Below are 22143 nucleotides of genomic sequence, written 5' to 3'. Positions count from 1 at the left end.
TCCATCAGCTTCTCGCTGATCTCGTTGACCCTCGCCGGGTCATGGTTGTTCTTCGGTGACACCGTAGTCATTATCGGTGAAACTCCTTCTAGATGAGAGCCTCACACACAAACTTTCTGACACCCTCTGTTTCATCGTGCCGAAGAACCCCTCGGTGCGCGCGTTATCACCACTTGTGCCTTTCCGTGACAGTGACGGGATGTATCGCCACCGCCTCTGGCACCATTCCCCTGTGGCGCATGCCTTGCACCCGGTGATGTTGTGGGCGTGGTCGGTAATCAGGTTGACCCAGCGTGTGCTGCGGTAGAGCCCTCCACGATCCGAGTGCAGGATCGGTTGCGCATCAGCAGGTTTTACCGCGTCGATCCGTTCAATCATCCCGGCAACCAGCTCATGGTTTGGCGTTTGTGACATAGTCACAGCAATGGGCATCCCGTCGAAGAAGTCGATGGCTGCTGACAAGTAGAGCCTGCCGTCACTGCAGCGGATTTCGCTGACATCGGTACCAATTTTCTGCCAAGGTTGATCCGCGTGAAAATCATGGGTCAACCCCTTACTGTGCGCATACCGGGTGAAATACTGCGAGTGCGCCACCTCAGGGCGGGCAAGGGTATGTGTCTCATTAGCAGGGCGCTCGTTATCGCCAATGAGCAGCAGGTTTGCCGGGCGGTGCGCGGTCTCACCGGTGTATGAGGAGTACTTCGTGGATGCTTTTGCTGGTGGGCGGCAGCCGAGTGCGTCCATCAGCTCACGCACAATTTTTTCCGATATGCGATGCCCACCGCGAACAAGCCACGCGTGGATGCGCCGGTAGCCGTAGCTTTGCCCGCACTCATCGACTGCCTGGCGGATGAGGACTTTGTACTTGTCGCGGCGTGCCTTGCGTTTTGCCACACTGCGTTGGTGTTTGCCCTGGTGGTGATAAAACGTTGACTGCGCGATCCCGGCAAGCGCGCATGCTTTGGCGATACTGATGTGGTGGGTGTCCGTAAGGGCGCAGACCACAGCAGCTTTCGCAGCTATAGACAATGCACCATCACGGACGAGGGCTTTTCCCGATGCATCACCACTGCCCTGGGTGTGTTCGCTGCCGCCCATGAGCACTTCAATGATCGCGTCTTTGACCGCTTGGCGTTCGCGTTCCTGGGCGAGGAGTTTCTTTAACTCTGCAGGGTCATCAGGCAGCGCATCCATATCAGGGACAGGACCTGGGCCTGGCAACCAGGAATCTACCGGTGCCGGACGGGTTGCGGCATTGTGCCGAGCAGCGACGCGCTGTTGCTGTTCGGTGCGTTTGCTTCTGCGATCTTTGCTCACACGTTCCATTGTGATCGCATAGACCTCGTCGAACGGCAGCGACGCGGCAGCGGCAACCTCTTGCGCGTCGGGCCAGTACCGCGAAGTCCATTTCCGCACTGACCCACTGGCGACGCCAACTTGGTCGCCGATAATTGCAAACGACTGTGTTGAGGTCACACGACGTGCAACCGCATCAGCGACTGTTTCCGGGGCATGCATACCCGGCTGCGGGCTAAGAGGGCGACCGTGACGTCTTTGCCTGACCCATAACCCGACCGTTGACCGAGAAGGGCGTTGGCCATAGCTTTCTTCCAGCCAATCGCCGATGCGCTTGTACGGCATGCCTTCAAGAAACTTATCAACTGCTTGCTCCCGGATCTCACGGGGAAACCGAGCAGACATCAGAAACCCTCTCCGCCCCCTGAGACACTCCAACTATTTGTCCGCGGTCCCATTTTCCTACGACTTCGTCACGGTGATCTCGTCATCTAGGTGTCAAAAGCGTTGTCAGAGCGGATGACGCGTCCTGACTCATGGACGCCCGGAGCCGGAAAGAGCCTGAGCACCCGAAGTGAGTGTGGGCATGAAAAAACGCACCCCAGAACGGGATGCGATGAGCCAATCTGCGGGGCAACAACTTCCCCGGGCAGTACCTACCGGCGGTCTACTGCCGATCCTCGAAACGACGGCGGAAACTCTCCTCCATCGACGCGCCACGGCGCGACTGCGGCGCCGCGTTCGCCTGCTGCGGTCGGAGGTGCGGGGACGGGGTTGCGGGCGTACGCAAGGCCATGACACCACCGAACATCATCACGCCGAAGCCCACGATGCTGATGAGCACCATCCACACGCTGACGGTTGCGAGCGCGACACCGCCGAGCAGGAGCACAAGACCCAAGACCATCAGCGCGACGCTACGGAGGGTGATCTTGCCGGACGGCTGACGGCCTGCGTAATCAGCGTCTTGCGCGACCGAGCTCCCGAACTGCGGGTCCTCAGCGAGAAGCGACTGCTCGATCTCTCGGAGGGCGCGCTGTTCCTGTTCAGAAAGAGACAATGGCTTCACTCCCCAGCTATACGGCGTGTTGACCGCACTCAATCGGTGGTTGAATCGCCTCGGCGGCGAATCATCTTATGGGTACAACGGTCATCCTACTCAGATTGTTCCCGCCGGAGAATCGGTTCAGCGAACTGTGCTGATTTGCCATTCGCCCACAGCGCACCCCGCCTCCATGCCGCCGCGCTAGGCCACCAGTGGAGGTTCCGCGCCAAACTCCGGCAGGGACGCCAGATAGAACTGCTCCGCCTCGTCCAGCAGGGCCGTCACCTTGCCCATCTCGGGACGCTGCTGGATGCCAGAGGCCACGCGACCACGCAGCGCCGAGTAACCACGAAACGTCGCCGCCCACCGCTTACCGTCCGGACCGGTGAGCGCCAGCTTGTCCCACGCGCTACTCGGCAGCCGCTTTCGCCGGCGTATCTCCGGCGCGGTGGCGCACACCGCTCCCGCAGTACGCAGCGCGGCCAGGTACGCCTGCTCAAGAGCGAGCGCCTCATCTCCCTCCTCGAGCTCCTCGTGGGCCTGCGCCAAGAAGGCGTCCGCGGCGGCAAGGAAGCGGTCGCGCTTGGCGGTGGAGGACGCGGAGCGGGTAGTTGCGGAAATCACGCTGGCAGTAGTGGTGTTCATCGGGCTGTCCTTTCCTATTGGGATGTCGTTGGTGTTGACCTTAAGGTGCGGGGCGAACACGGTGGCGTCGATAATCGCTCAAATGTTCGAAGTTGTGGCTTTTTCCACGGCGCGAGTACCGGCATGGTTCGATGGAGACGTGACCGTAGACATTCGCCCCCTGAGCAAGGCTGAATTCGCGTACCTTGCACCGCAGCTCGTGGACATTTACCTCGACGCGATGGAGTACCCGCGCTCGATCCGCCCCGAGCGGATCCGCGTTTGGCGCGGCGAAGTCACCACCCCCGGGTTCGTTGCCTTCGCCGCCGTCAGCGGCGAGCACGTTCTTGGCGTGGCCTACGGATTCCTGGGCAGCCGCGAGCGCTGGTGGGACCGACAGCTCGTCCGCGCGATGCGAGAAAACGGCGGGCCCACCGACCACGACCGCGCGATCCTGCGCAACTACTTCGAGGTTGCGGAGGTCCACGTCTCCCCCAGCGCCCAGGGGCAAGGCATCGGCGCGCACCTCCTGCGCGCGCTCCTCCAGGCGACACCTGCGCCCCACGCGCTGCTGTCCACCCCGGAGGTCGAGCAGGAGGCCAACGCCGCCTTCCGGCTCTACCGCAGGTTTGGGTTCACCGACGTCGCCCGCGGCTTCTACTACTCGGGGGACCCGCGCCCGTTCGCAATCTTGGGACGCACCCTGCCGCTGCCGTCCGGCGGGTAGGTAATCTTGCGGTAGCACGACGCCCCCACACTCATGAGATATAAGGAGTCCACACCGTGGCCGATAGGAGCACCCCGCTAGACCAGATCCCCGCGGCTGTGGAAGCACAACTCCGTCAGTTCTTTGACCAGCAGCGCGAACCGGTCGCCCGCATCGGCGAGCCCGTCACCAACGCGGTAGCGCACCTGGAGCGATTCGTCCTGGGCGGTGGAAAGCGCATCCGCCCGCTCTACGGTTGGGCCGGCTTCGTCGGAGGCGGAGGGCTCGAGCGCGGCGGCTCGGCATCCGCAGAGGACCCGGAGGCAGTCCTGCGCGCCGTCAGCGCGCTCGAGTTCATCCAGGCCTGCGCCCTGGTCCACGATGACATCATTGACGCCTCCGACACCCGGCGCGGTAACCCGACGGTCCACCGCGCCGTGGAGGCCGAACACCGGGCCGCCGGCAGGCGCGGCGACGCCGCCGCCTTCGGCGAACACGCCGCCATTCTCATCGGAGACCTCGCCCTGGTGTGGGCCGAGGACATGTGGCGCGCTTCCGGCCTGAGCGACGCCGCCCTCGAGCGCGCCGCAGCGCCCTGGCGCGGGATGCGCACCGAGGTTATCGGCGGCCAACTGCTCGACATCATGCTCGAGGCGCAGGGCAGCGAGTCCATCGAGCTTGCGGACCGCGTCAACCGGTTCAAGACCGCCGCCTACACCATCGAGCGCCCGCTCCACCTCGGCGCCGCCGTCGCGGGCGCACCTGCCGACACCATCGAGGCGTTCCGCGGCTACGGCCACGACATCGGCATCGCCTACCAGCTCCGCGACGACGTCCTTGGCGTCTTCGGAGACTCCGCCGTCACCGGCAAGCCGGCCGGCGACGACCTCCGCGAGGGCAAGCGCACCGTCCTCTTCGCCACCGCGCTCCAGCTGCTCGACGAGTCCGACCCGTCCGCCGCGGCCGAGCTACGCGCCGGCATCGGCACCGCCACGGCGCCTGAAGATCTGGCCCGGCTGGCGGAGCTGATTGTGGAAAGTGGGGCGCTGGAGGGCGTCGAAAAGCGAATTGAGGCACTCACGACCTCGGGGCTCGCGCACCTGGAGACCGCCAACATCGACGACACCGTGGCCGACACCCTGCGGCAACTGGCCATCAAGTCCACGGAACGGCGCGCCTGATGCAGCGCACGCTCTGGCTTGGCGTCGCCGCCAGCGTGTGCATCGCGCTTGGCTCCTACGGCGCGGGCGCAACGCGCAACCGCAGCGGGCTGATGCGGGAGCTCGGCCTCGACGCCCTCACCTACGGCCACGGCCGCGGACTCATGAACGGCCTGCTTACTGTGGGCATCCTTGGTCTTGTCGTGGCCTGGCTGATGCTCGGCCGCGCCCGCCCCGGCCTGCGCGCGACGCGACTGGCCACCTGCGCCTGGACCGCACCGCTCGTGCTCAGCGGGCCGGTGCTGTCGCGCGACGTCTACTCCTACCTCATGCAGGGGGCAATGCTTCGCGACGGCTACGACCCCTACACCGAGGGCGCAGCCGTCAACCCGGGACCGTACCTCTGGGAGGTCAGCCACGACTGGCGCAACACCACCACCCCGTACGGCCCGCTCCACCTCGGGCTGGGCAAGGCGATTACCTCGGTTGTCGGCGACGACGTCACCGCCGGGCTGATGGTGTACAAGCTCATCTCGCTCGCCGGCTTCGCCCTCATCGTGTGGGCGGTACCGCGGATCGCCCGCGAGCTCGGTGGGAACGCGGAATTCGCGCTGTGGATCGGCGCCACAAACCCGGTCATGCTGCTCCACCTCGTCGGCGGCATGCACAACGAATCTGTCATGGTCGGCCTCGTTTCCGCCGGGCTGCTCGCGTGCATCGCGCCGCAGTGCCGCCGTGTTGCCTGGTCCACCGCAGGCATCGCGCTCATCGCGCTCGCCGTGTCCCTGAAGGCCACCGCGGCGATCGCGCTCCCCTTCGTCGTCTGGATCCTGCTCGCGCGCGACAACGGCGGCGCGCACGCCAGCTGGCCGCGCCGCGTGGGCGTGTTCATCGGCAGCGGTGCGTGGACCGTCGCCGTCACGGCCGCGGTGGTCAACCTCGTCACCGTGCTTTCCGGATCGTCGTGGGGCTGGGTTGAGGAGATCTCCGGCAACTCCAAGGTGGTCAACCCGCTGGCCGGGCCGACGCTGCTCGCCGAGCTCATCACGCCGATCGCGCAGCTGATCAACGAGGACTTCCACTACAACAGCGCCCTCGCCGCCAACCGCGCGGCCAGCGGGATCCTCATGCTCGCCGGGCTCGTCGTCGTGTGGTGGTTCTTCCGCCCCAAAGACAGGGCGCTTGCCAGCTCCACCGCCGTCGCCGGCACCACCGCCGCCTACGCCGTCGCCTTTGTCGCCAACTCGGTGACGCTGCCTTGGTATTACGCGTCGCTTATCTCACTGGTGGGCACGTTCCAAGCCCCGGCGTGGGTCGAGCGGGTCGCGGTGGGCGGCTCCGTCGTCATCGCGCTCGCGTTCACGGGCAGCGGCAACCACCGCTTCTACGACCCGTGGTTCCTCGTGCTCGCGCCGTTCGCGGCGCTTCTGTCGGTCGTGTTGGTGTGGCCGCGCGGTGGCGTCGATAAGCAGGTCGGCGCTAGAACGCCATCGCCTGCGCGCGCCTGATTACCTCGCGCGCGCCGTGGCCGTGCAGAGCGTCGATCGGACGGCCCGGGAGTGAATCGTCCGGGGTAAACAGGTATGCGAGGATCTCTTCCTCGGTAAATCCGCCGTCGTAGAGCACCGTGATCGCGCCGGTGATGAACTTGCTCATCTCGCCGTCGCTGAACAGCACGGCCGGGATGTACTTCTTGCCGTCCTTGCGGTAGACCACGAGCTTCTTGCCGTTCACGTAGTCGTGCACCTTAGTCACGGGGATGCCGAGCATCTCCGCAACATCGGGCATGGTGAGCAGTTCTTCGCCAGCGAGAAGATCATCAAGAGTATTCACGGAACCGTAGTTTAGCGCCGAGCGGCGGGTGTGCACCATACTGGTCAGCATGCGTGTAGGAGACTACCTGGACAACCGATACGTGATCGACAGGCCGATCGCGCGTGGCGGCATGGCCACCGTGTACCGCTGCGTGGATACCCGGCTCGGGCGCGAGGTCGCCGCTAAAGTCATGCACGAGCAGTATGTTCATGACCCGGTGTTCCTCGACAGGTTCCGCCGCGAAGCCCGCGCCATGGCGCAGCTGTCGCACCCGAACCTGGTCAACGTCTACGACTTTTCCGCGCAGGGCGACACCATCTTCCTCATCATGGAGCTCATCACCGGCGGCACGCTTCGCGAGCTCCTCGCCGAGCGCGGCCCGATGCCGCCGCACGCGGCCACCAGCGTGCTCCGCGGCCTGCTCACCGGGCTCGGAGTCGCGCACACCAAGGGCCTTGTCCACCGCGACATCAAGCCCGACAACGTGCTTATCAGCACGGACCACCAGGTCAAACTCGCCGACTTCGGGCTCGTGCGCGCCGCCGCCGAGTCGCCGCAATCTACCGACCAGATCGTGGGCACCGTGTCCTACCTCTCGCCGGAGCAGGTCAACGGCTCCGCGATCACGCCCGCCTCAGACGTCTACTCCGCCGGCATCGTCCTGTTCGAGCTCCTCACCGGCCGCACCCCGTTCACCGGCGACACGCCGCTCGCCCACGCCTACGCACGCTTGCAGGATGATGTGCCGCCGCCGTCGCAGCTTATCGACGGAGTGCCCATGCTCTTCGACGAACTCGTCACCACCGCGACAGCCCGGACCCCCTCCGAGCGGTTCCGCGACGCCGGGGAGTTCCTCGATGCGCTCGACGACGTCGCGCGCGACCTGCGCCTTCCCGCCTACACCGTGCCGGCCCCAAAAAACTCGGCCGCAAACCGCGCCGCCGCGCACCCCACGCGCTTCGGCTCCCAGCCGCGCCCTCCGCGCCCTCCGCACCCTCAGCGCCCGCAGTACCCCAACGGAGCAGGACCCACGCGCGCCGTTCCGCAGGCCGAGCGGCGCCTGTTCCCGGATGCCCCGGGCGCTGGGGCCGCGGCTTCGGTTCCGCAACCAGTCCCGCAGCCTGCCCCGCAACCGGTGCCCGTGCCGACGCGGCAGGCTCCCGTCGCGCCGCCACCCACGCAGCGGCGGCCAGCACCGGCGGCACCGCCAGCCGCGCGCGGACCGCGCCCCAAGGTGCGGCGCGTGTCCAACCGATCAGGCCTGGGGGTTGTGGTGTACGTGCTGTTCGCGATTGCAGTCACCGCAGCCGTCGCCGTCGGCGGTTGGTGGTTCGGGTCGGGCCTCTACGGCGAAATCCCTCCCCTGCTCAGTTCCGCGTTGGTTGGCTGAGGAAGGGAGGGATCGCGGGGGCGTCGAGAAGCGAATGGCGCTTAGTAGCGCAGCATCTCCGCGACGAGGAAGGCCAGCTCGAGGGCCTGCTCGGTGTTCAAGCGAGGGTCGCAGGCCGACTCGTAGCGGCCCGGTAAGTCCACGTCGCTGATGTCCTGCGCGCCGCCGAGGCACTCGGTGACGTTCTCGCCGGTGAGCTCGATGTGCACGCCGCCCGGGTGCGTGCCCAACTCGCGGTGAACCTCGAAGAAGCCCTGGACCTCATCAATAATCTTGTCAAAGTGGCGCGTCTTGTAGCCGTTGGACGAGGTGAACGTGTTGCCGTGCATCGGGTCCGACTGCCAGACGACCTTGTGGCCGGACGCCTCGACAGCCTTGACAATGCCGGGCAGGACCGTGCGGACGTTGTCGTGGCCCATGCGGATCACCATGGTCAGGCGGCCCGGCTCGCGGTTCGGGTCGAGCTTGTCCGCGTAGGCGACAGCCTCCTCCGGGGTCACCTTCGGGCCGAGCTTGATGCCGATCGGGTTATCAATGAGCGCCGCGAAGTTGACGTGGAAGTCATCCATCCCGCGGGTGCGCTCGCCAATCCACAGCTGGTGCGCGGACAGATCGTAGAGGTGCTGCTTGCCGTCCTCGCCGTCCGCCAGGCGCAGCATCGCGCGCTCGTAATCAACCAGCAGTGCCTCGTGGGACGCGAAAATCTCGGAGGTGCGCAGGTTGTAGTCGTTGACACCGCAGGCGTCCATGAACGCGAGCGAGCGAGAGATCTCGCGGCCGAGCGCCTCGTAGCGCGCACCCGCCGGCGAGTTGGTCACGAACTCGCGGTTCCAATCATTGATGTTGTGCAGGTCAGCGGTGCCCGAAGCAACCAGGGCGCGCACCAGGTTCATCGCTGCGGACGAGTTTGCATACGCGCGGACCATGCGGGCCGGGTCGTGGCGGCGGGACTCCTCGGTCGGCTCCACGCCGTTGACAATGTCGCCGCGGTAGTTCGGCAGACCGTTCGCGTCCAGATCGGACGAGCGCGGCTTGGCGTACTGCCCCGCGATGCGGCCGAGCTTGACCACCGGCATCGACGCGCCGTACGTCAGCACCGCCGCCATCTGCAGCAGCGTGCGCACGTTCGCCCGGATGTGCGGCTCCGTGTTGGACTCAAAGGTCTCGGCGCAATCGCCGCCCTGCAGCAGAAACGCCTTGCCCAGCGCGACGTTCTTGAGGTGCGACTTCAGCTGGTGCACCTCCGGCGCGAGGACCACAGGCGGAACGGACTCGAGGATCTTGCGCACGGCGCGGGCCTGATCCGGGTCCCAGCTCGGCTGCTGCTTCGCGTCGCGCGAAACCGCGTCCTGAAATTGCTCGTTCAGGTCCCCCGGCAGCGGCGGAAGATCGGGCAAAACTTCTTTAGGGATGTCAATAGTCCAACTCACGTTCTCATTCTTAGCACACCGGTGAGGGGCACAAAATGAATTTGCGGACTTTTATGCGTGCCCAAGAGAGGGGTCACGGAACGCGGTGACCCGGCCTTTTGCATCCAGCGGCAGCACTTCCGCGCAGGCGCGGTACTTCTTGACGTTATGACGGGCGTCGACAAGCGCATCGTGGCTCCCCTTCGGAACCCGCGGAAGCTTCGGCCGGCCGGCCATCTCCCAATACTGCTTCAGCTCGTGGGTGAAGTGCGGCAGCTCGCGCGGGTACGCGCTCATGTCGCCCCACATCTGCGCGAACAGCACGTGGTCATAGCCGCCAACCCACGCCCAGAGGTGCGGCGTGGAGGAGTCGGCGGTGAGGAAGGCGAAGACCTCGTCGCGGATCGTGCGCAGCGGCTTCCAGCGAGGGTCACTCTCCGGTGGCAGCTTACGCAGCACATTGCGGACGACCCAGTCGCTGGCGCGGGTGGCGTCGAAGTCGCGAGAAACCGCGTAGTACTCGCGGCCGTCCTCGGCGACGATGCCGATGGACACCAGCTCGATCGTCGAGCCGTCCTCAATGAACTCCGTATCGTAGAAGTACTTCACCTGCGCACACAGGCCTTCCTAGTTCCAGGGTGTAAACATTTGCTACTCGCTCGGGCGATCATCCAAGCGGATCGGCAGGCGCTCCTCACGCCGAGCGCGACTGCGCGGCCAGAACATCACAACCGCGACGATGACGACGGCGATCGGTGCGGCAATTGTCGTGTGAAAGCCGGTTTGCGACGCAACAATGTAGAGCGCCACCGTGACAACCACCAGCACGATGCGGGTGAGGAGATCCTTGTCCATGCTCTTCATGCTCACCTACTTTCCCTCCGACGTTGCTTCCGGCTCGGCCCCCGGCGGGTACGACCCCGTCGCGGCGAGGGATTCCTTGACCTCGCTGGCGTAGACGTCAACGTAGTCGTAGCCCGTCAGCTCGGCGAGCCGGCGCATGAGGTAGTCCGTGAACGGACGGGCTACCTCGCGCGACGCGGGGTCGAACCCGTGCTCCGCGGCCCACGCGTGCGGGTCGATCTGCTCACTGATCTCAATGTGCACCTTCGCCGGGCGCGGGAAGTTGGTGCCGATCGGGTTGGCGTTGCGGGTGCCCACCATGCCGGTCAGCACGACGGGCGCTCCCGTTTCCATCGCGATGCGCGCAACGCCCGTGCGCCCCTTGTACACCCGGCCGTCCGGCGAGCGGGTGCCCTCCGGGTAAATACCAAAGAGCTCGCCGCTGTCCAGCACTCGCGTCGCGGCGTTGAGCAGGGCATCGCCTGCATCCGCGCTCTGGCGGTCCAGCGGGACCTGCCCCACCGAGGAGAAGAACCACTTCTGCACCGCGCCTTTCACGCCGGGCGTGGTGAAGTACTCGCTCTTCGCCGGGAACGTGAGCTGCCGGCGCACCATCAGCGGCAGGTAAAACGAGTCCATGACGGCCTGGTGGTTGGACACCATGATCGCCGGGCCGCGCTCCGGGATGTAGTCCGCGCCGTTGATCGTCGGGCGATTCCACACAATGAGGAACGGGCCGAGCACGGCCTTAAACAGTGAATACCACCGGTTTGTCATTGCGTTTGCTCCCTCATCAAGATGCTGATCAAGATTTCAGTGCTCGCCGCGCAGCATCTCGCGCGCGAGGTCAGCCACTCCGATCATACCGGCCTGGGGGCCGAGTTCCGCGCACTGGATGTCTGCTACCGGGCGGTACCCGGACCCGACCATCGTGTTCGCCATCGTTTCCCGAGCAGTGTCAATGAACAGGTCGGCGTCCTCCGACACCCCGCCGCCCAACACGATGAGGGCGGGGTCGAGCACGTCAGCGACGATTGACAGTCCGCGCCCCAGCCAGGTGGCGAAGCTGTCCACGGCGGCCTGCCCCAGCTCGTCGCCGGCGCGCGCCGCGGCCATCACGTCGCGCCCAGTCGCGCGTTTGTCCACCACCTTGCGGTACAGGCCACAGCGCTTGTAGGAGCCCTTCGCCGCGCTCTCTATCGCGCAGTCCACCAGCGAGGTCCCCGACGCGTAGCGCTCGAGGCACCCTTGCTTGCCGCAGGAGCAGACCCGCCCGTCCGGGACGACGGTAATGTGGCCGAACTCCGGGGCGGTGCCAAAGGACCCGCGGTAGATCTCCCCGTGGTGCATCAGTGTCGCGCCGATTCCCGTGCCCACGGCGAACAGCACCCACGTGTCGGCCGACTTCGCGGCGCCGAAGCGGTACTCGCCCCAGGCCGCCGAGTTCGCGTCGTGCTCCAAGCGCACCGGCAGGCCAAGGGCGTCACTGAGCTCGCGGCGCAGCGGGTGGTCGTCGCGCCACGGCAGGTGCGGGGCGAACCGCACGATCTCGCAGTCAGGGTCGAGGAAGCCGGCGATCGCCAGGCCGACAGCACCGATGTCGTACGTCTCGCGCAACTGGTTGACCAGCTGCACGATCCCCTGCGTCATTTCCGGGCCGGTTTGCGGCGTCTGCGTCTGCGCCGAGTCAAGAATCCGCCCCGCCGAATCCACGACGGCGGCGCGCAAGTTCGTTCCGCCGATGTCAAAACCGAGCGTGAGCGTTTCGTCCGTTGCCATAGCCCATCATCGTAGTTACTTCAGCTGTGCAGCCAACCTGCGGGTCAGCACGTCCCAGGCAAAGTGCTTCTCGACGCGCACCCGCCCCGCCTCACCCATTCGCTTGGACGCGGCGGGATCGCTGAGGAGTGTGATGGTGGCGTCGGCAAGCATGCTCACGCTCGTGCCGTCAACGACGACGCCGGTTGCCGGCGTGACGGTTTCGGGCGCGCCGCCGGAGTCGCCGGCGATGACGGGGACGCCGCAGGCTTGCGCCTCGAGGTAGACGATGCCAAGGCCCTCCACGTCGAGGCCGCCGCCGCGGGTGCGCGCGGGCATGGCAAAGACGTCGGCTGAGGCGATGGTGTCGCGCAGCGTTGCTCGGTCGACTGCGCCGGTGAAAGTGACGCCTGCGGTGCCGCGGGCGAGGGTGCGGAGTCGGCGCTCGTCTGGACCGGACCCGACGATCACAAGCTGCGTGCCAGGCACGGCTGCGCGGATCGCGGGCAGCGCGCGGATGAGCTGGTCCTGCCCTTTTCTGGGGACGAGCCGGGACGCGCACACGATGCGGGGCGCGGGCTCGGCGTGGGCGGGCTCGGCCGGCCGGAAAAAGTCCGTGTCTACCCCAGACGGCAGCGCCACGTACTCGGGGTGTGTGCCGAATGCGGGAGCGATGCGGCGGCGCGTGTAGCCGGAAATGTAGGTGAGCACGTCGGCGTTGCGGCCGATGTTGCGCAGGACCTGGCGCGCGCCCGGGAGCATCGACCAGCCGACCTCGTGCCCGTGGGTCGTGGCCACGACGCGGTGCGCACCAGCCCGCTTGGCGGCGCCGCCAAGGACGGCCAGTGGGGCGGCCGCGCCGAACCACACCGTGGTCGCGCCGTGGCGGCGGATCAGCTGCGCCATTGCCGCCCGGACGCGCGGGGTGGGCAGCATGACCCGGTGCGGCCACCGCACGATGGTGTAGGGCTGCGCGGCGTCCCACTCGCGCGCAGCCGCCGCGTCCTGCGTGGAGGCAAACACCACCACCGAGTCGGGCCCGTTCAGCGCAACGAGGTGGGAGACGAAATCCCGCAGATACGACTGAATCCCGCCGAGGGTCGGCGGGAAATCGTTGGTGACAAGCAGCGTCGGGGCCATGGCCTGCCAGCGTACGCGGTTAGTAGCGCACTGCGCCCTGGGCCGGCATGGAGTTGACCGGCACCACCTGGACCGGGATGCCGTAGTCGGACGCGTGGACCACCATGCCATCGCCGATGTACATGGCCACGTGGGTCACGCCCGGGTAGTAGCCGATGATGTCGCCCGGCTGCAGCTGGTCCATAGAGACGGGCGTACCGCCGGCCAGCTGGGCCTGCGACGTACGCGGGATGCCCTTGCCGTTCTGGCCGTAGGCCCACACCATGAGGCCCGAGCAGTCGAATGCGTCTGGGCCGGTCGCGCCCCAGCCGTAGGGCTTGCCAATCTGCGCGAGCGCTGCGGCGACCACGCCGGAATCCGCTGCCGGCACGTTGGCACCGAGGTCGATCGGTCCGTCCTTGGCAATCCAGCGCTGGCGGTCTTCCTCGTTCAGACTGTCAACCTGGTCTTCGATGTCACGGATCTGGCCGTCCAGCTCGTCGCGCTCGCGGTGGAGCGCGTCCAGCTGCGCGGCGAGCTGGTTGCGGTTGTACTCCGCTTCCGCCTTCGCAATGTTCGCGCTCCGGGCGCGGGACGCTGCCTCTTCGTTGGCGGTGTTCAAGCCGTCAATGGTCGTCTGCGCGTTGCGGGACAGCGAGTTGAGGTATGCGGCCCGGTCGATCGCCACCTGCGGGCTGCCCGACTCGAGCGTGGTGAGCAGGACCTCCGATTCGGAATTGCGGTACTTCGACTGCGCAATGTCGTTGACGTTGCGCTGGTAGTTCGTCTTTGCGCCGTTGGCCTCCGCAGCGGCGGTGCGCGCCGCGGCAGCCTTCTCGTCCGCCTCCGCGATCTTGCGTTCGGACTCAGCGACCTGGTCCTCGAGGGACTTGATCTCCTCCGACTTCGCCGTGGCCTGGTGCGAGACGTCCTCGAGCCTGTCGATCAACTCATCAACGTCGTCCGCGCCAGCCGGCACCTGCAGCGCGGTGACCGCCGCCGAAGAGAGCGCACCGACCGCAATGACCATCGCGCCTCGACGTCCTGAACGGCGCGCACCGCGCGCGTGGAGAGAGTGTTTGCCCACGACAAATCCCCTTGAGCTTTCAAGCCGAGTACGCCACTCGGAAAACCAATATCGGCCGTGGTCCAACTGACCGCAAGCCTTTACAAAACTGTACCTACTATAGCCAGATCAGCCGTCCGATAAAAGCACACCCGGCCAATCAGCAACGATTGACACGGGTGTGAAAATTGGTGCGCAACGAGTACGCGAATCCGGGAGTTAGAAGCGGACCACGGAGTGGACCGGCATCATGCTCAGCGGGCGCTCGCCGACCGGGACGCCGTCGTTGAGGGCGTCGATGATCATGCCATTGCCAGCGTAGATAGCAACGTGGGAGGCGCCGCTGTAGTAGACGACGATGTCGCCCGGCTGGATGTTGTCCAGGGAGACCGGAGTACCCGCGGAGGCCTGCGCCTGCGAGGTACGCGGGATGGACTTACCAGCCTGGGCGTAGACCCAGGAGGTGAAGCCGGAGCAGTCGAACGCGTTCGGGCCCGCTGCGCCGTAGACGTACGGCGAACCGATCTTGGTGCGGGCGATGTCGACGATGCGCTCGCCCTGGGTCTTCTCCTGCACCACCGGCGCCGGCGCAGACACCGGAGCGGAGTACTGCTGAGCGACGGCCGGTGCCGGGGTCTCCGGCAGGACCTGTGCTTCGACGTTGGCGATGAACTGGTTGAAGCCCGGGACATTGGCAATCCCCGGCAGCGCCTTCACCTGAGACAGGGCCTGACGGTACTGGCCGCCATCGGCCTTGCCTGCCAGGGACGGGACCCAAGCCTCGATGCCCGGGATGTTTGCAACACCCGGAATGTTCTCAATGCCCGGGATCTGCGCAGCAACCGGGGTGTTCGGGACGCGGACCTCAGCGGCGGAAGCCTGGGTCGGGACCATCAGAGTCGCGCCTGCGACGACGGCCGTGGCAGCTGCGACGGTGCGCACTGCGGAATTGTTCTGGCGACGGTGCTTAGCCATTGTAAGTTTCTCCATATCTTCTCTTCGCCTACCGGGTTGCCTGTCGGGCTGGGCCCTGAGAATGCGCCCTGACGTACCTCTGCACGCCATCCGCCCTTGTAGGAAAGTGCGGGTTCCCGGTTCCACATCGCTCGTGCATCTCACTCGGTCCGCGGAATTCGGCTCATATGTTCTGTTTTCGTACCTTGCAAGCAACGGCTGTTGTCGCAATGTCTCGATTAGATTACGAAACGGCAACAAGTTTGTCCAACACTGAGAGTGTTACTAATCCGTTATTGAATCTTTGCAAAGGCTTTGCCCGCTTATCGACGCCACCACTCCCCCTCAATTCGCGCCGCCCGTACCCCGATTTGCGCCCATTGACCTGCACTAAACCGACAATCGCGGGAATTCCACTGATTGACTACAGCTGTACGCTGCGCCACCCCATGAGATACTGTGACGTTAGACACAGGGGTATTGTTGGCGGGTGTAACGGGCGCAGAAGGGCGTCGGCAAGCATGCTCCCCGCCGTAAAATTGGGTCTATACCGATACCCCCTACTGGAAGGACCGCCCGATGAAAGCGCTGACTTATTACGGTGCGAACGACGTACGCATCGAAGACCGCCCCAAACCCACGATTCTCGAGCCAACCGACGCCATCATCCGCGTGGACACCACGACGATCTGTGGCACCGACCTCGGCATCTTCCACGGCAAGAACCCGGAGATTGAGGCCACCGAGCGCGAGCGCACAGGCGAATGGAACGGGCGCATCCTTGGACACGAAGGTATCGGCACGGTCGAGGCCGTCGGCGACTCCGTGAAGAACTTTAGGCCAGGCGACAAGGTCCTCATCTCTTGCGTGTCGCGCTGCGGCACGTGCGAGAACTGCCAGAAGCAGCTGTACAGCCACTGCCGCAATGGCGGGTCCTGGATCCTGGGCTACATGATTGACGGCACGCTCGCCGAATACGTGCGCACCCCGTTCGCGGATAACTCGCTCTACCACCTGCCGGAGACACTGGACAAGGAGGTAGCGGTCTTCCTGTCTGATGCGCTGCCCACGGGCCACGAGATCGGCGTGCAAAATGGTGCCGTCGCGCCCGGCAAGGACGTGCTCATTGTCGGTGCGGGACCGGTAGGGATGGGCGTGCTGCTCACGTCGCAGTTCTACTCCCCCGCATCAATCACTGTGGTGGATATGGACGACAATCGTTTGGCCAAGGCCAAGGAGATGGGTGCGACGTACACGGTGAACCCGGCTAAGGAGGACGTCGCGGCCCACGTCGCTTCCATCACGGACGGTTACGGCGTGGACACTGCCATCGAGGCGGTCGGGCTGCCGGCTACGTGGGCAACGTGCGCCGAAAACGTCAAGGAGGGCGGCCACATTGCCGTCGTCGGTGTGCACGGAAAGCCGGTCGACTTTGAGCTGCAGAAGATGTGGATCAAGAACCTCACCGTCACCACCGGACTCGTGAACGCGAACACAACGGGCATGCTGCTCAAGGCGGTCCAGAACTCGGACCTGCCGATCAACTCGCTGGCCACCCACCACTTCACGTTTACAGAGCTGGATGAGGCGTGGGAGACGTTCGCGCACGCCGAGGAGCACCAGGCGATGAAGGTCATCATCGACAACGCGTAAGACACGACGGCAAAGGCCCCTTTCCCGTACAAGGGAAAGGGGCCTTTCGATGACCGCAAGTCGATTGAGTCAGGCCTTAGTGGCTCGGCTCGTCGGTGGCGTTGCGGTCGGAGAGGTGCTTGGTCTCTTCGAGCTTGCGCAGCGTCTCGATCTCCTCGTGGTGCTTCTGCGCCTCCGCGTCGCGAACGCGCTCGGTAACGCCGAGCTCGCCGGACTTGAAGGTACCAACCGTCTCGGAGTCGGCGAAGCCCAGTTGGTTGAGCTGCTTCGGAACCGGGGCACCGGCGTACTCGAGCGGGACCGGGTGGCCGTGCTCGTCCACCGGGCCGAGCGGCTGGTGGATCTCCACGAACGCGCCGTTCGGCAGCTTCTTGATCACGCCGGTCTCGATGCCGTGCTCCAGGACCTCTCGGTCGGAGCGCTGCAGGCCGATGCACAGGCGGTAGGTGATGAAGTAAGCCAACGGCGGCAGGATGATCAAACCGATGCGGCCGAACCAGGTCATCGCGTTCAGCGAGATCTGGAAGAAGTGGGCCACGTGGTCGTTACCACCGGAGATGGTCAGCAGCAGGAAGAACACGAGCGCCATGACACCGATGGAGGTGCGCACGGGAACGTCGCGCGGACGCTGCAGCAGGTTGTGGTGAGCGTCGTCGCCGGTGATCTTCGCCTCGATGAACGGGTAGGTGATCAGCAGGACGACCATCAGACCACAGAGCAGGGCGACCCAGAACGCACCCGGGATGGTGTAGTTGCCCAGGTAGAGCTCCCACGCCGGCATGACACGGGCCGCACCATCCGTCCACAGCATGTAGACGTCAGGCTGGGAACCTGCGGAGACCTGCGACGGGTTGTAAGGGCCAAGCATCCAGATGCTGTTGATCGTAGTCAGGCCGGCCATCGCGGCGAGGACGCCGAAGACGAACATCATGAAGCCGATTGCCTTGACGGCGAAGACCGGCATGATGCGGATACCAATGACGTTGTTCTCGGTACGGCCCGGCCCCGGGAACTGGGTGTGCTTCTGGAACCAGACGAGCAGCAGGTGGGCTGCGATCAGCGCCAGGATGATGCCCGGCACGATCAGCACGTGCAGGATGTAGAAGCGGTCCAGCATGAGGTCCGACGGGAAGTCGCCGCCGAAGATGGCCCAGTGCATCCAGGTACCGATGATCGGGATACCGACGATGATGGCGGACATAATGCGCAGACCGACGCCGGAGAGCAGGTCGTCCGGCAGGGAGTACCCCATGAAGCCCTCGATCATGCCGAGGAGCACCAGGGTGACACCGATAATCCAGTTCGCTTCACGCGGGCGACGGAACGCGCCGGTGAAGAAGATGCGCATCATGTGGGCGAACATCGACATCATGAACATCAGCGCTGCCCAGTGGTGCATCTGGCGGACGAACAGGCCGCCGCGGACCTCGAACGAGATGTTCAGTGCAGTTGCGTACGCGCGTGACATCTCCACGCCGTTAAGCGGGAGGTACGCGCCGTCGTAGATGACCTTAGTAATGGACGGATCGAAGAACAGTGCCAGGTAGACACCGGTCAACAACAGGATGATGAAGCTGTACAGGGCCATCTCGCCGAGCATGAAGGACCAGTGGCTCGGGAAGACCTTGTTCAGCTGGGGCCGCAGGAACCCGGAGATCGTGTAACGCGAGTCTACGTTGTCCGCGGCTTGTGCAAGTTTAGTGCTCATTAGGATCGACGCTCCCAGAATGCCGGGCCGACGGGCTCGATGAAGTTGCCGTTGGCGATGAGGTAACCTTCTTCGTCAACAGTCACAGGAAGCTGCGGCAGCGCACGGGCGGCCGGGCCGAAGACCGGCTTGCCGTAGTGCAGTGCGTCGAACTGCGACTGGTGGCACGGACACAGGATGCGGTTCGTCTGGGCCTCGTACAGCGAGGTCGGGCAACCGATGTGCGTGCAAATCTTCGAGTATGCGTAGTAGTCGCCGTAGTGGAAGTCCTCCTGGCCTTCGCGCTCAACGGCGCGCTGTGCGTCCTGCGAACGCAGGCGAATCAGCATGACGGAGTTACGCGGACCGTGCAGCGAGTGCATGTGGTGCTCGTACACGTCGCGGTTCGGATCGTACTCCTTGCCATCGTTGACGTCCTCCTCGTAGAGCGGGAAGACCGTCTCCATGGACGCGGCAGCCAGGTCCTCCGGACGCATACGCACCAGGCGGGAGACGCCGGCGGTGCTGTAGTGCGAACCGGCCTCGCCCTCATGCAGCTCGGCGATCGCGCCGGTGTCACGGCCGAGGTAGACCTTGACGCCCTGGTCCTGAATGGTCCAACCGTGGGTCCACAGCGTGCCGTCGCCCATGTAGCCGAGCTCGGTGCGCGGGCGCCACGGGTTCTTGATCAGACCGCCCAGCGGGGCGATGACCATAAGACCGGCCAGCACGCCAGCGCCGCCAAGGAGGCCCTGCATGGCCTTACGACGGCCAAAGGTCGAGGTCTCCCAAGCGTCGTTCAGCAGCGCCGTCGTCGTGCGGCGATCCAGCTCGCTGGAACGGCCGTCGTGGCGGCGCTGTACCGAGATCTCCTCGGGGATGAACTTCTTCACGTACTGGATGATTGCAATGCCCAGCGTGACAAAGCCAAGACCGGAGGTCAGGCCAAGCAGCGGGGTGTACAGGGTGTAGACCCACAGGTCCTCGTCGCCGTGGAACTTCGGTTCCCAGGGCCAAAAGAGGTAGACGCCGAGGAACGCGATGCCGCACAGGACCGAAACCAACAGCCAGGCGTTGATACCTGCGGCTGCGGACTTCTCGCGCGGGTCGCCCTCGACCGGGAAACGCTCCTTGCGGTAGGCAACGGTGACGTCGTCACGCTCGGTGCCCAGCGCGGCCAGCTCCGCATTGCTCATGCGGTCCAGCTCTTCGTTTGTGTAGTTCTTCTTTACATCACTCATGAACGCGATCCAATCCAGATAGCAGCGGCGGCGACCAAGGTCACGCCAATCATCCACATAGCCATACCCTCAGAAACCGGGCCGAGGCCGCCCAGGGCGTAGCCGCCGGGGCTCGGGGTCTCCTTAGCCGACTTGATGTAGGCGATGATGTCTCGCTTCTCATCAGCAGAGAGCTGACGGTCAGAGAACTTCGGCATGTTCTGCGGGCCGGTGAGCATCGCCTGGTAGATCTCCTGCTCGTTGGCGGGATCCAGGGCCGGTGCGTACTTACCGGACGACAGCGAACCGCCGCGGCCGGTGAAGTTGTGGCAAGACGCGCAGTTCAGGCGGAAGAGCTCGGAACCGCGGGCAACGTCGGCGGCCTGAATGTTGCCGTCGTAGTCCTTACCGCGCAGCGACTCCATCGCGACGCTGCCGTCCTTGTCGTACACGAGCTCGGGGCCGCCACCGTTCGCCGCGACGTACGCAGCGAGGGCGAGTGCCTGGGACTCGGTGTAGCGCGGGCGCTTGCGCTCAGCCTGCGCGTCGTTGGACATCATCGGCATGCGGCCGGAGTGCACCTGGAAGTACACGGCGCCTTCGCCGGTACCGATCAGGGACGGGCCGCGGTCCTCGACGCCCTGCAGGTTGGCGCCGTGGCAGGTGATACACGCGACGTCGTAGATGTCCTTGCCTTCTTGGATCATCGCCTGCTCGTCTCGCTCTGCGTTAGCAACCTGAGCGTTCGGGGCCAGTGCGGATGCCAAGAGGCCGGCGCCGGAGAGGCCGAGCGTGAGCGCGGCAGCACCAGCGACCGTGCGCCTGGTCTTGCGACCAATGCGCTTCTTCTTTGGTGTGTTTTCCATCTTGTTTCCTTTTAGCGACTATTCAAACGGTTACTAGGCCGGTTACTGGACCAGGTAGATCGTGGTGAACACGCCGATCCACACGACGTCCACGAAGTGCCAGTAGTAGGAGGTCACCATTGCGGCCGTAGCTTGCGCCGGGGTGAACTTCGACTTGGAAACGCGGAGCAGCACCACGATGAACGCGAGGATGCCCGCGGTCACGTGCGCCATGTGGAAGCCGGTGATGATGTAGAACACCGAGCCGTAGACGCTCGCCTGCGGCGTCACGCCCTCGTGGACCATCTCAGTCCACTCAAACGCGACGAGGCCCAGGAAGACCACGCCGAGCAGAATGGTTACGGAGAACCACTTGCGAAGCCCGAATACGTCACCCCTTTCTGCAGCAAACACGCCAACCTGGGACGTCACCGAGGAAGCCAGCAGAACGATAGTAATGATGAGGCCAAAAATAACGTTCAGGTTTTCCGTCTGGTGCGCCCAGTCTCCGGCGGCCAGGCCGTTTGCGCGCGACGTGAAGTACATCGCGAACAAGCCGGCAAAGAACATCAACTCTTGGGCGAGGAACGCCATCGTGCCAACGCTGACCATGTTGGGTCGGTTCAGCGCTGGGACACGATTCTGCGGTGTCGCCATGCCTTGATTAGTAATTGCGGTCGTCACGCATGTGATTATGGCGCGTTTCCGCCTTAAAGTCACCTCGAATACCCCCGGACTTTCTCTGACAGGAGTGCCGCAACCTGCCGTTTCGGCGCCGCCGACGGTTGCCAAAAAAGTTTTTGGAAAACTCGGGAACTTTTTGCCCGCGCTTTACGACGCCCATCTCCCCTGGTCACACCAACGGCCCGCCAGCACGCATCGCACGACACCGATTTCCACAACGCCGCTCCCCTCCCCGACCGACGGAATTGCCGTCGCACCGCTGGTTCCGCAAGTTCCCGGATGTGTCGCTTCTCACATCATTTCCCAGGGGATTTGGCGCGCGGACCTACTTTCGGTTGACCCCTGGGCGGGTGGGCGTCGATAAGCGAAAAGCCCCGGCACCGAAGGGCCGAGGCTTGCGGACCCGCGAAGGCAGCGGGGCGGAGCAACTAGTGCTTCTCGCGCGGGATGCCGTACTGCAGGTTGAGCTGGGTGGTGGTCCAGATGAGGAACACTGCACCGAAGGCGATCAGCCACAGCTGGTAGAAGGCGATACCCAGGCCGAGGAAGAGCACCGCGCCGGACATTGCGAACGGCCAGATGGAGTGCGGAGAGAAGAAGCCGAGCACGCCCGCGCCGTCTTCGATCTCCGCCTCTTCCCAGTCCTCGGGGACGACGTCCATGCGTCGCTCGGTGAAATCGAGGTACACACCCATCATGAAGCACAGGGCCGTTGCCAGGACGAGGGCAACACCGCCGACCCACTCGAGGCCGAACAGGTAAGCATCTTCACCAATCCAGCTCGTGGCGAAGATGTAGATCACCGCCATCAGACCCAAGAAGGTGCCGATTGCGTAGAAAACTTTTGCGCCAGGACCCATAGTTCTACA

At 64.9% G+C, this 22143-nt stretch carries 21 protein-coding genes and 1 pseudogene; 5 read left to right on the top strand and 17 right to left on the bottom strand.

The features are described 5' to 3' along the window. Positions 1 to 39 precede the first annotated feature (39 nt). From CKJ82_RS10630 to CKJ82_RS10620, 3 genes are all read right to left on the bottom strand, one after another. Positions 40 to 1701, bottom strand: a complete 1662-nt coding sequence (locus CKJ82_RS10630) for an IS3 family transposase (protein WP_095538116.1) — start codon at positions 1699 to 1701, stop codon at positions 40 to 42. 262 nt (positions 1702 to 1963) lie between these two features. Beyond that, on the bottom strand, positions 1964 to 2356 hold the full coding sequence (locus tag CKJ82_RS10625; protein ID WP_095534976.1) for a DUF3040 domain-containing protein: 393 nt from the start codon (positions 2354 to 2356) through the stop codon (positions 1964 to 1966). 186 nt (positions 2357 to 2542) lie between these two features. After that, positions 2543 to 2986: an SAV_6107 family HEPN domain-containing protein gene (locus CKJ82_RS10620; protein ID WP_095538115.1), complete on the bottom strand. Its 444-nt coding sequence runs from the start codon at positions 2984 to 2986 to the stop codon at positions 2543 to 2545. A gap of 139 nt (positions 2987 to 3125) precedes the next feature. Between CKJ82_RS10620 and CKJ82_RS10615 the strand changes: the two genes are divergently transcribed. From CKJ82_RS10615 to CKJ82_RS10605, 3 genes are read left to right on the top strand one after another with little or no spacing between them, the layout of a single operon-like run. Further along, positions 3126 to 3692, top strand: coding sequence for a GNAT family N-acetyltransferase (locus tag CKJ82_RS10615; RefSeq protein ID WP_095538114.1), 567 nt, complete (start codon positions 3126 to 3128; stop codon positions 3690 to 3692). Between the two features lie 56 nt (positions 3693 to 3748). After that, complete coding sequence (locus CKJ82_RS10610; protein ID WP_095538113.1) at positions 3749 to 4852, top strand: polyprenyl synthetase family protein; 1104 nt, start codon at positions 3749 to 3751, stop codon at positions 4850 to 4852. Then, a complete protein-coding gene (locus CKJ82_RS10605; RefSeq protein ID WP_095538112.1) occupies positions 4852 to 6339 on the top strand; it encodes an alpha-(1->6)-mannopyranosyltransferase A in 1488 nt (495 codons plus the stop codon). Before CKJ82_RS10610 ends, CKJ82_RS10605 begins: the two co-directional genes overlap by 1 nt. On the opposite strand, the gene CKJ82_RS10600 is transcribed toward CKJ82_RS10605, so the two are convergent. Beyond that, on the bottom strand, positions 6311 to 6703 hold the full coding sequence (locus tag CKJ82_RS10600; RefSeq protein WP_095538123.1) for an Rv2175c family DNA-binding protein: 393 nt from the start codon (positions 6701 to 6703) through the stop codon (positions 6311 to 6313). The two genes, CKJ82_RS10605 and CKJ82_RS10600, sit on opposite strands and share 29 nt — an antisense overlap. A gap of 1 nt (position 6704) precedes the next feature. Here CKJ82_RS10600 and CKJ82_RS10595 point away from each other — a divergent pair. Then, positions 6705 to 8015: pseudogene (locus CKJ82_RS10595) on the top strand (protein kinase domain-containing protein); the annotation flags it as partial. 62 nt (positions 8016 to 8077) lie between these two features. Here CKJ82_RS10595 and CKJ82_RS10590 read toward each other — a convergent pair. The 8 genes from CKJ82_RS10590 to CKJ82_RS10555 form a co-directional block, all read right to left on the bottom strand. Beyond that, complete coding sequence (locus CKJ82_RS10590; protein ID WP_095538111.1) at positions 8078 to 9466, bottom strand: class II 3-deoxy-7-phosphoheptulonate synthase; 1389 nt, start codon at positions 9464 to 9466, stop codon at positions 8078 to 8080. A gap of 51 nt (positions 9467 to 9517) precedes the next feature. Beyond that, a complete protein-coding gene (locus CKJ82_RS10585; protein WP_095538110.1) occupies positions 9518 to 10054 on the bottom strand; it encodes a polyadenylate-specific 3'-exoribonuclease AS in 537 nt (178 codons plus the stop codon). 42 nt (positions 10055 to 10096) lie between these two features. Next, the gene (locus CKJ82_RS10580; protein ID WP_095534894.1) at positions 10097 to 10309 is read right to left on the bottom strand and encodes a hypothetical protein; all 213 of its coding nucleotides are present in this window, start codon (positions 10307 to 10309) and stop codon (positions 10097 to 10099) included. Between the two features lie 6 nt (positions 10310 to 10315). Further along, positions 10316 to 11065 carry a lysophospholipid acyltransferase family protein gene (locus tag CKJ82_RS10575; protein ID WP_095538109.1) on the bottom strand — a complete coding sequence of 250 codons (750 nt, stop codon included), beginning with the start codon at positions 11063 to 11065 and terminating at the stop codon, positions 10316 to 10318. Positions 11066 to 11101: 36 nt separating this feature from the next. Continuing rightward, positions 11102 to 12067 (bottom strand): ROK family protein, encoded by a 966-nt coding sequence (locus tag CKJ82_RS10570; protein ID WP_095538108.1) that lies wholly within the window; start codon positions 12065 to 12067, stop codon positions 11102 to 11104. 15 nt (positions 12068 to 12082) lie between these two features. Beyond that, positions 12083 to 13186: a glycosyltransferase family 4 protein gene (locus CKJ82_RS10565; protein ID WP_095538107.1), complete on the bottom strand. Its 1104-nt coding sequence runs from the start codon at positions 13184 to 13186 to the stop codon at positions 12083 to 12085. 19 nt (positions 13187 to 13205) lie between these two features. After that, positions 13206 to 14252, bottom strand: a complete 1047-nt coding sequence (locus tag CKJ82_RS10560; RefSeq protein ID WP_240510763.1) for a C40 family peptidase — start codon at positions 14250 to 14252, stop codon at positions 13206 to 13208. A 198-nt stretch (positions 14253 to 14450) separates the two neighbouring features. Next, positions 14451 to 15206: a C40 family peptidase gene (locus CKJ82_RS10555; protein WP_095538105.1), complete on the bottom strand. Its 756-nt coding sequence runs from the start codon at positions 15204 to 15206 to the stop codon at positions 14451 to 14453. A gap of 558 nt (positions 15207 to 15764) precedes the next feature. On the opposite strand from CKJ82_RS10555, the gene CKJ82_RS10550 reads away from it, so the two are divergent. Next, positions 15765 to 16838, top strand: a complete 1074-nt coding sequence (locus CKJ82_RS10550) for a zinc-dependent alcohol dehydrogenase family protein (RefSeq protein ID WP_095538104.1) — start codon at positions 15765 to 15767, stop codon at positions 16836 to 16838. A 76-nt stretch (positions 16839 to 16914) separates the two neighbouring features. Here CKJ82_RS10550 and qcrB read toward each other — a convergent pair whose 3' ends face one another. The 5 genes from qcrB to ctaF form a co-directional block, all read right to left on the bottom strand. After that, on the bottom strand, positions 16915 to 18546 hold the full coding sequence (gene qcrB, locus CKJ82_RS10545) for a cytochrome bc1 complex cytochrome b subunit (protein ID WP_095538103.1): 1632 nt from the start codon (positions 18544 to 18546) through the stop codon (positions 16915 to 16917). After that, positions 18546 to 19766, bottom strand: coding sequence for a cytochrome bc1 complex Rieske iron-sulfur subunit (gene qcrA, locus CKJ82_RS10540; RefSeq protein WP_095538102.1), 1221 nt, complete (start codon positions 19764 to 19766; stop codon positions 18546 to 18548). Before qcrA ends, qcrB begins: the two co-directional genes overlap by 1 nt. Further along, a complete protein-coding gene (gene qcrC / locus CKJ82_RS10535; RefSeq protein ID WP_095538101.1) occupies positions 19763 to 20611 on the bottom strand; it encodes a cytochrome bc1 complex diheme cytochrome c subunit in 849 nt (282 codons plus the stop codon). Before qcrC ends, qcrA begins: the two co-directional genes overlap by 4 nt. Before the next feature lie 42 nt (positions 20612 to 20653). Next, entirely contained in the window at positions 20654 to 21274 is a 621-nt protein-coding gene (ctaE, locus tag CKJ82_RS10530) for an aa3-type cytochrome oxidase subunit III (RefSeq protein WP_205691406.1), read from the bottom strand. A gap of 428 nt (positions 21275 to 21702) precedes the next feature. Further along, complete coding sequence (ctaF, locus tag CKJ82_RS10525) at positions 21703 to 22134, bottom strand: aa3-type cytochrome oxidase subunit IV (protein ID WP_095278124.1); 432 nt, start codon at positions 22132 to 22134, stop codon at positions 21703 to 21705. Positions 22135 to 22143 lie beyond the last annotated feature (9 nt).

The organism is Corynebacterium gottingense (genome assembly GCF_002285125.1).
GTDB lineage: Bacteria > Actinomycetota > Actinomycetes > Mycobacteriales > Mycobacteriaceae > Corynebacterium > Corynebacterium gottingense.
Note: the sequence above shows the minus strand (reverse complement) of the source record. Positions and strands in the feature narration are given on the sequence as shown.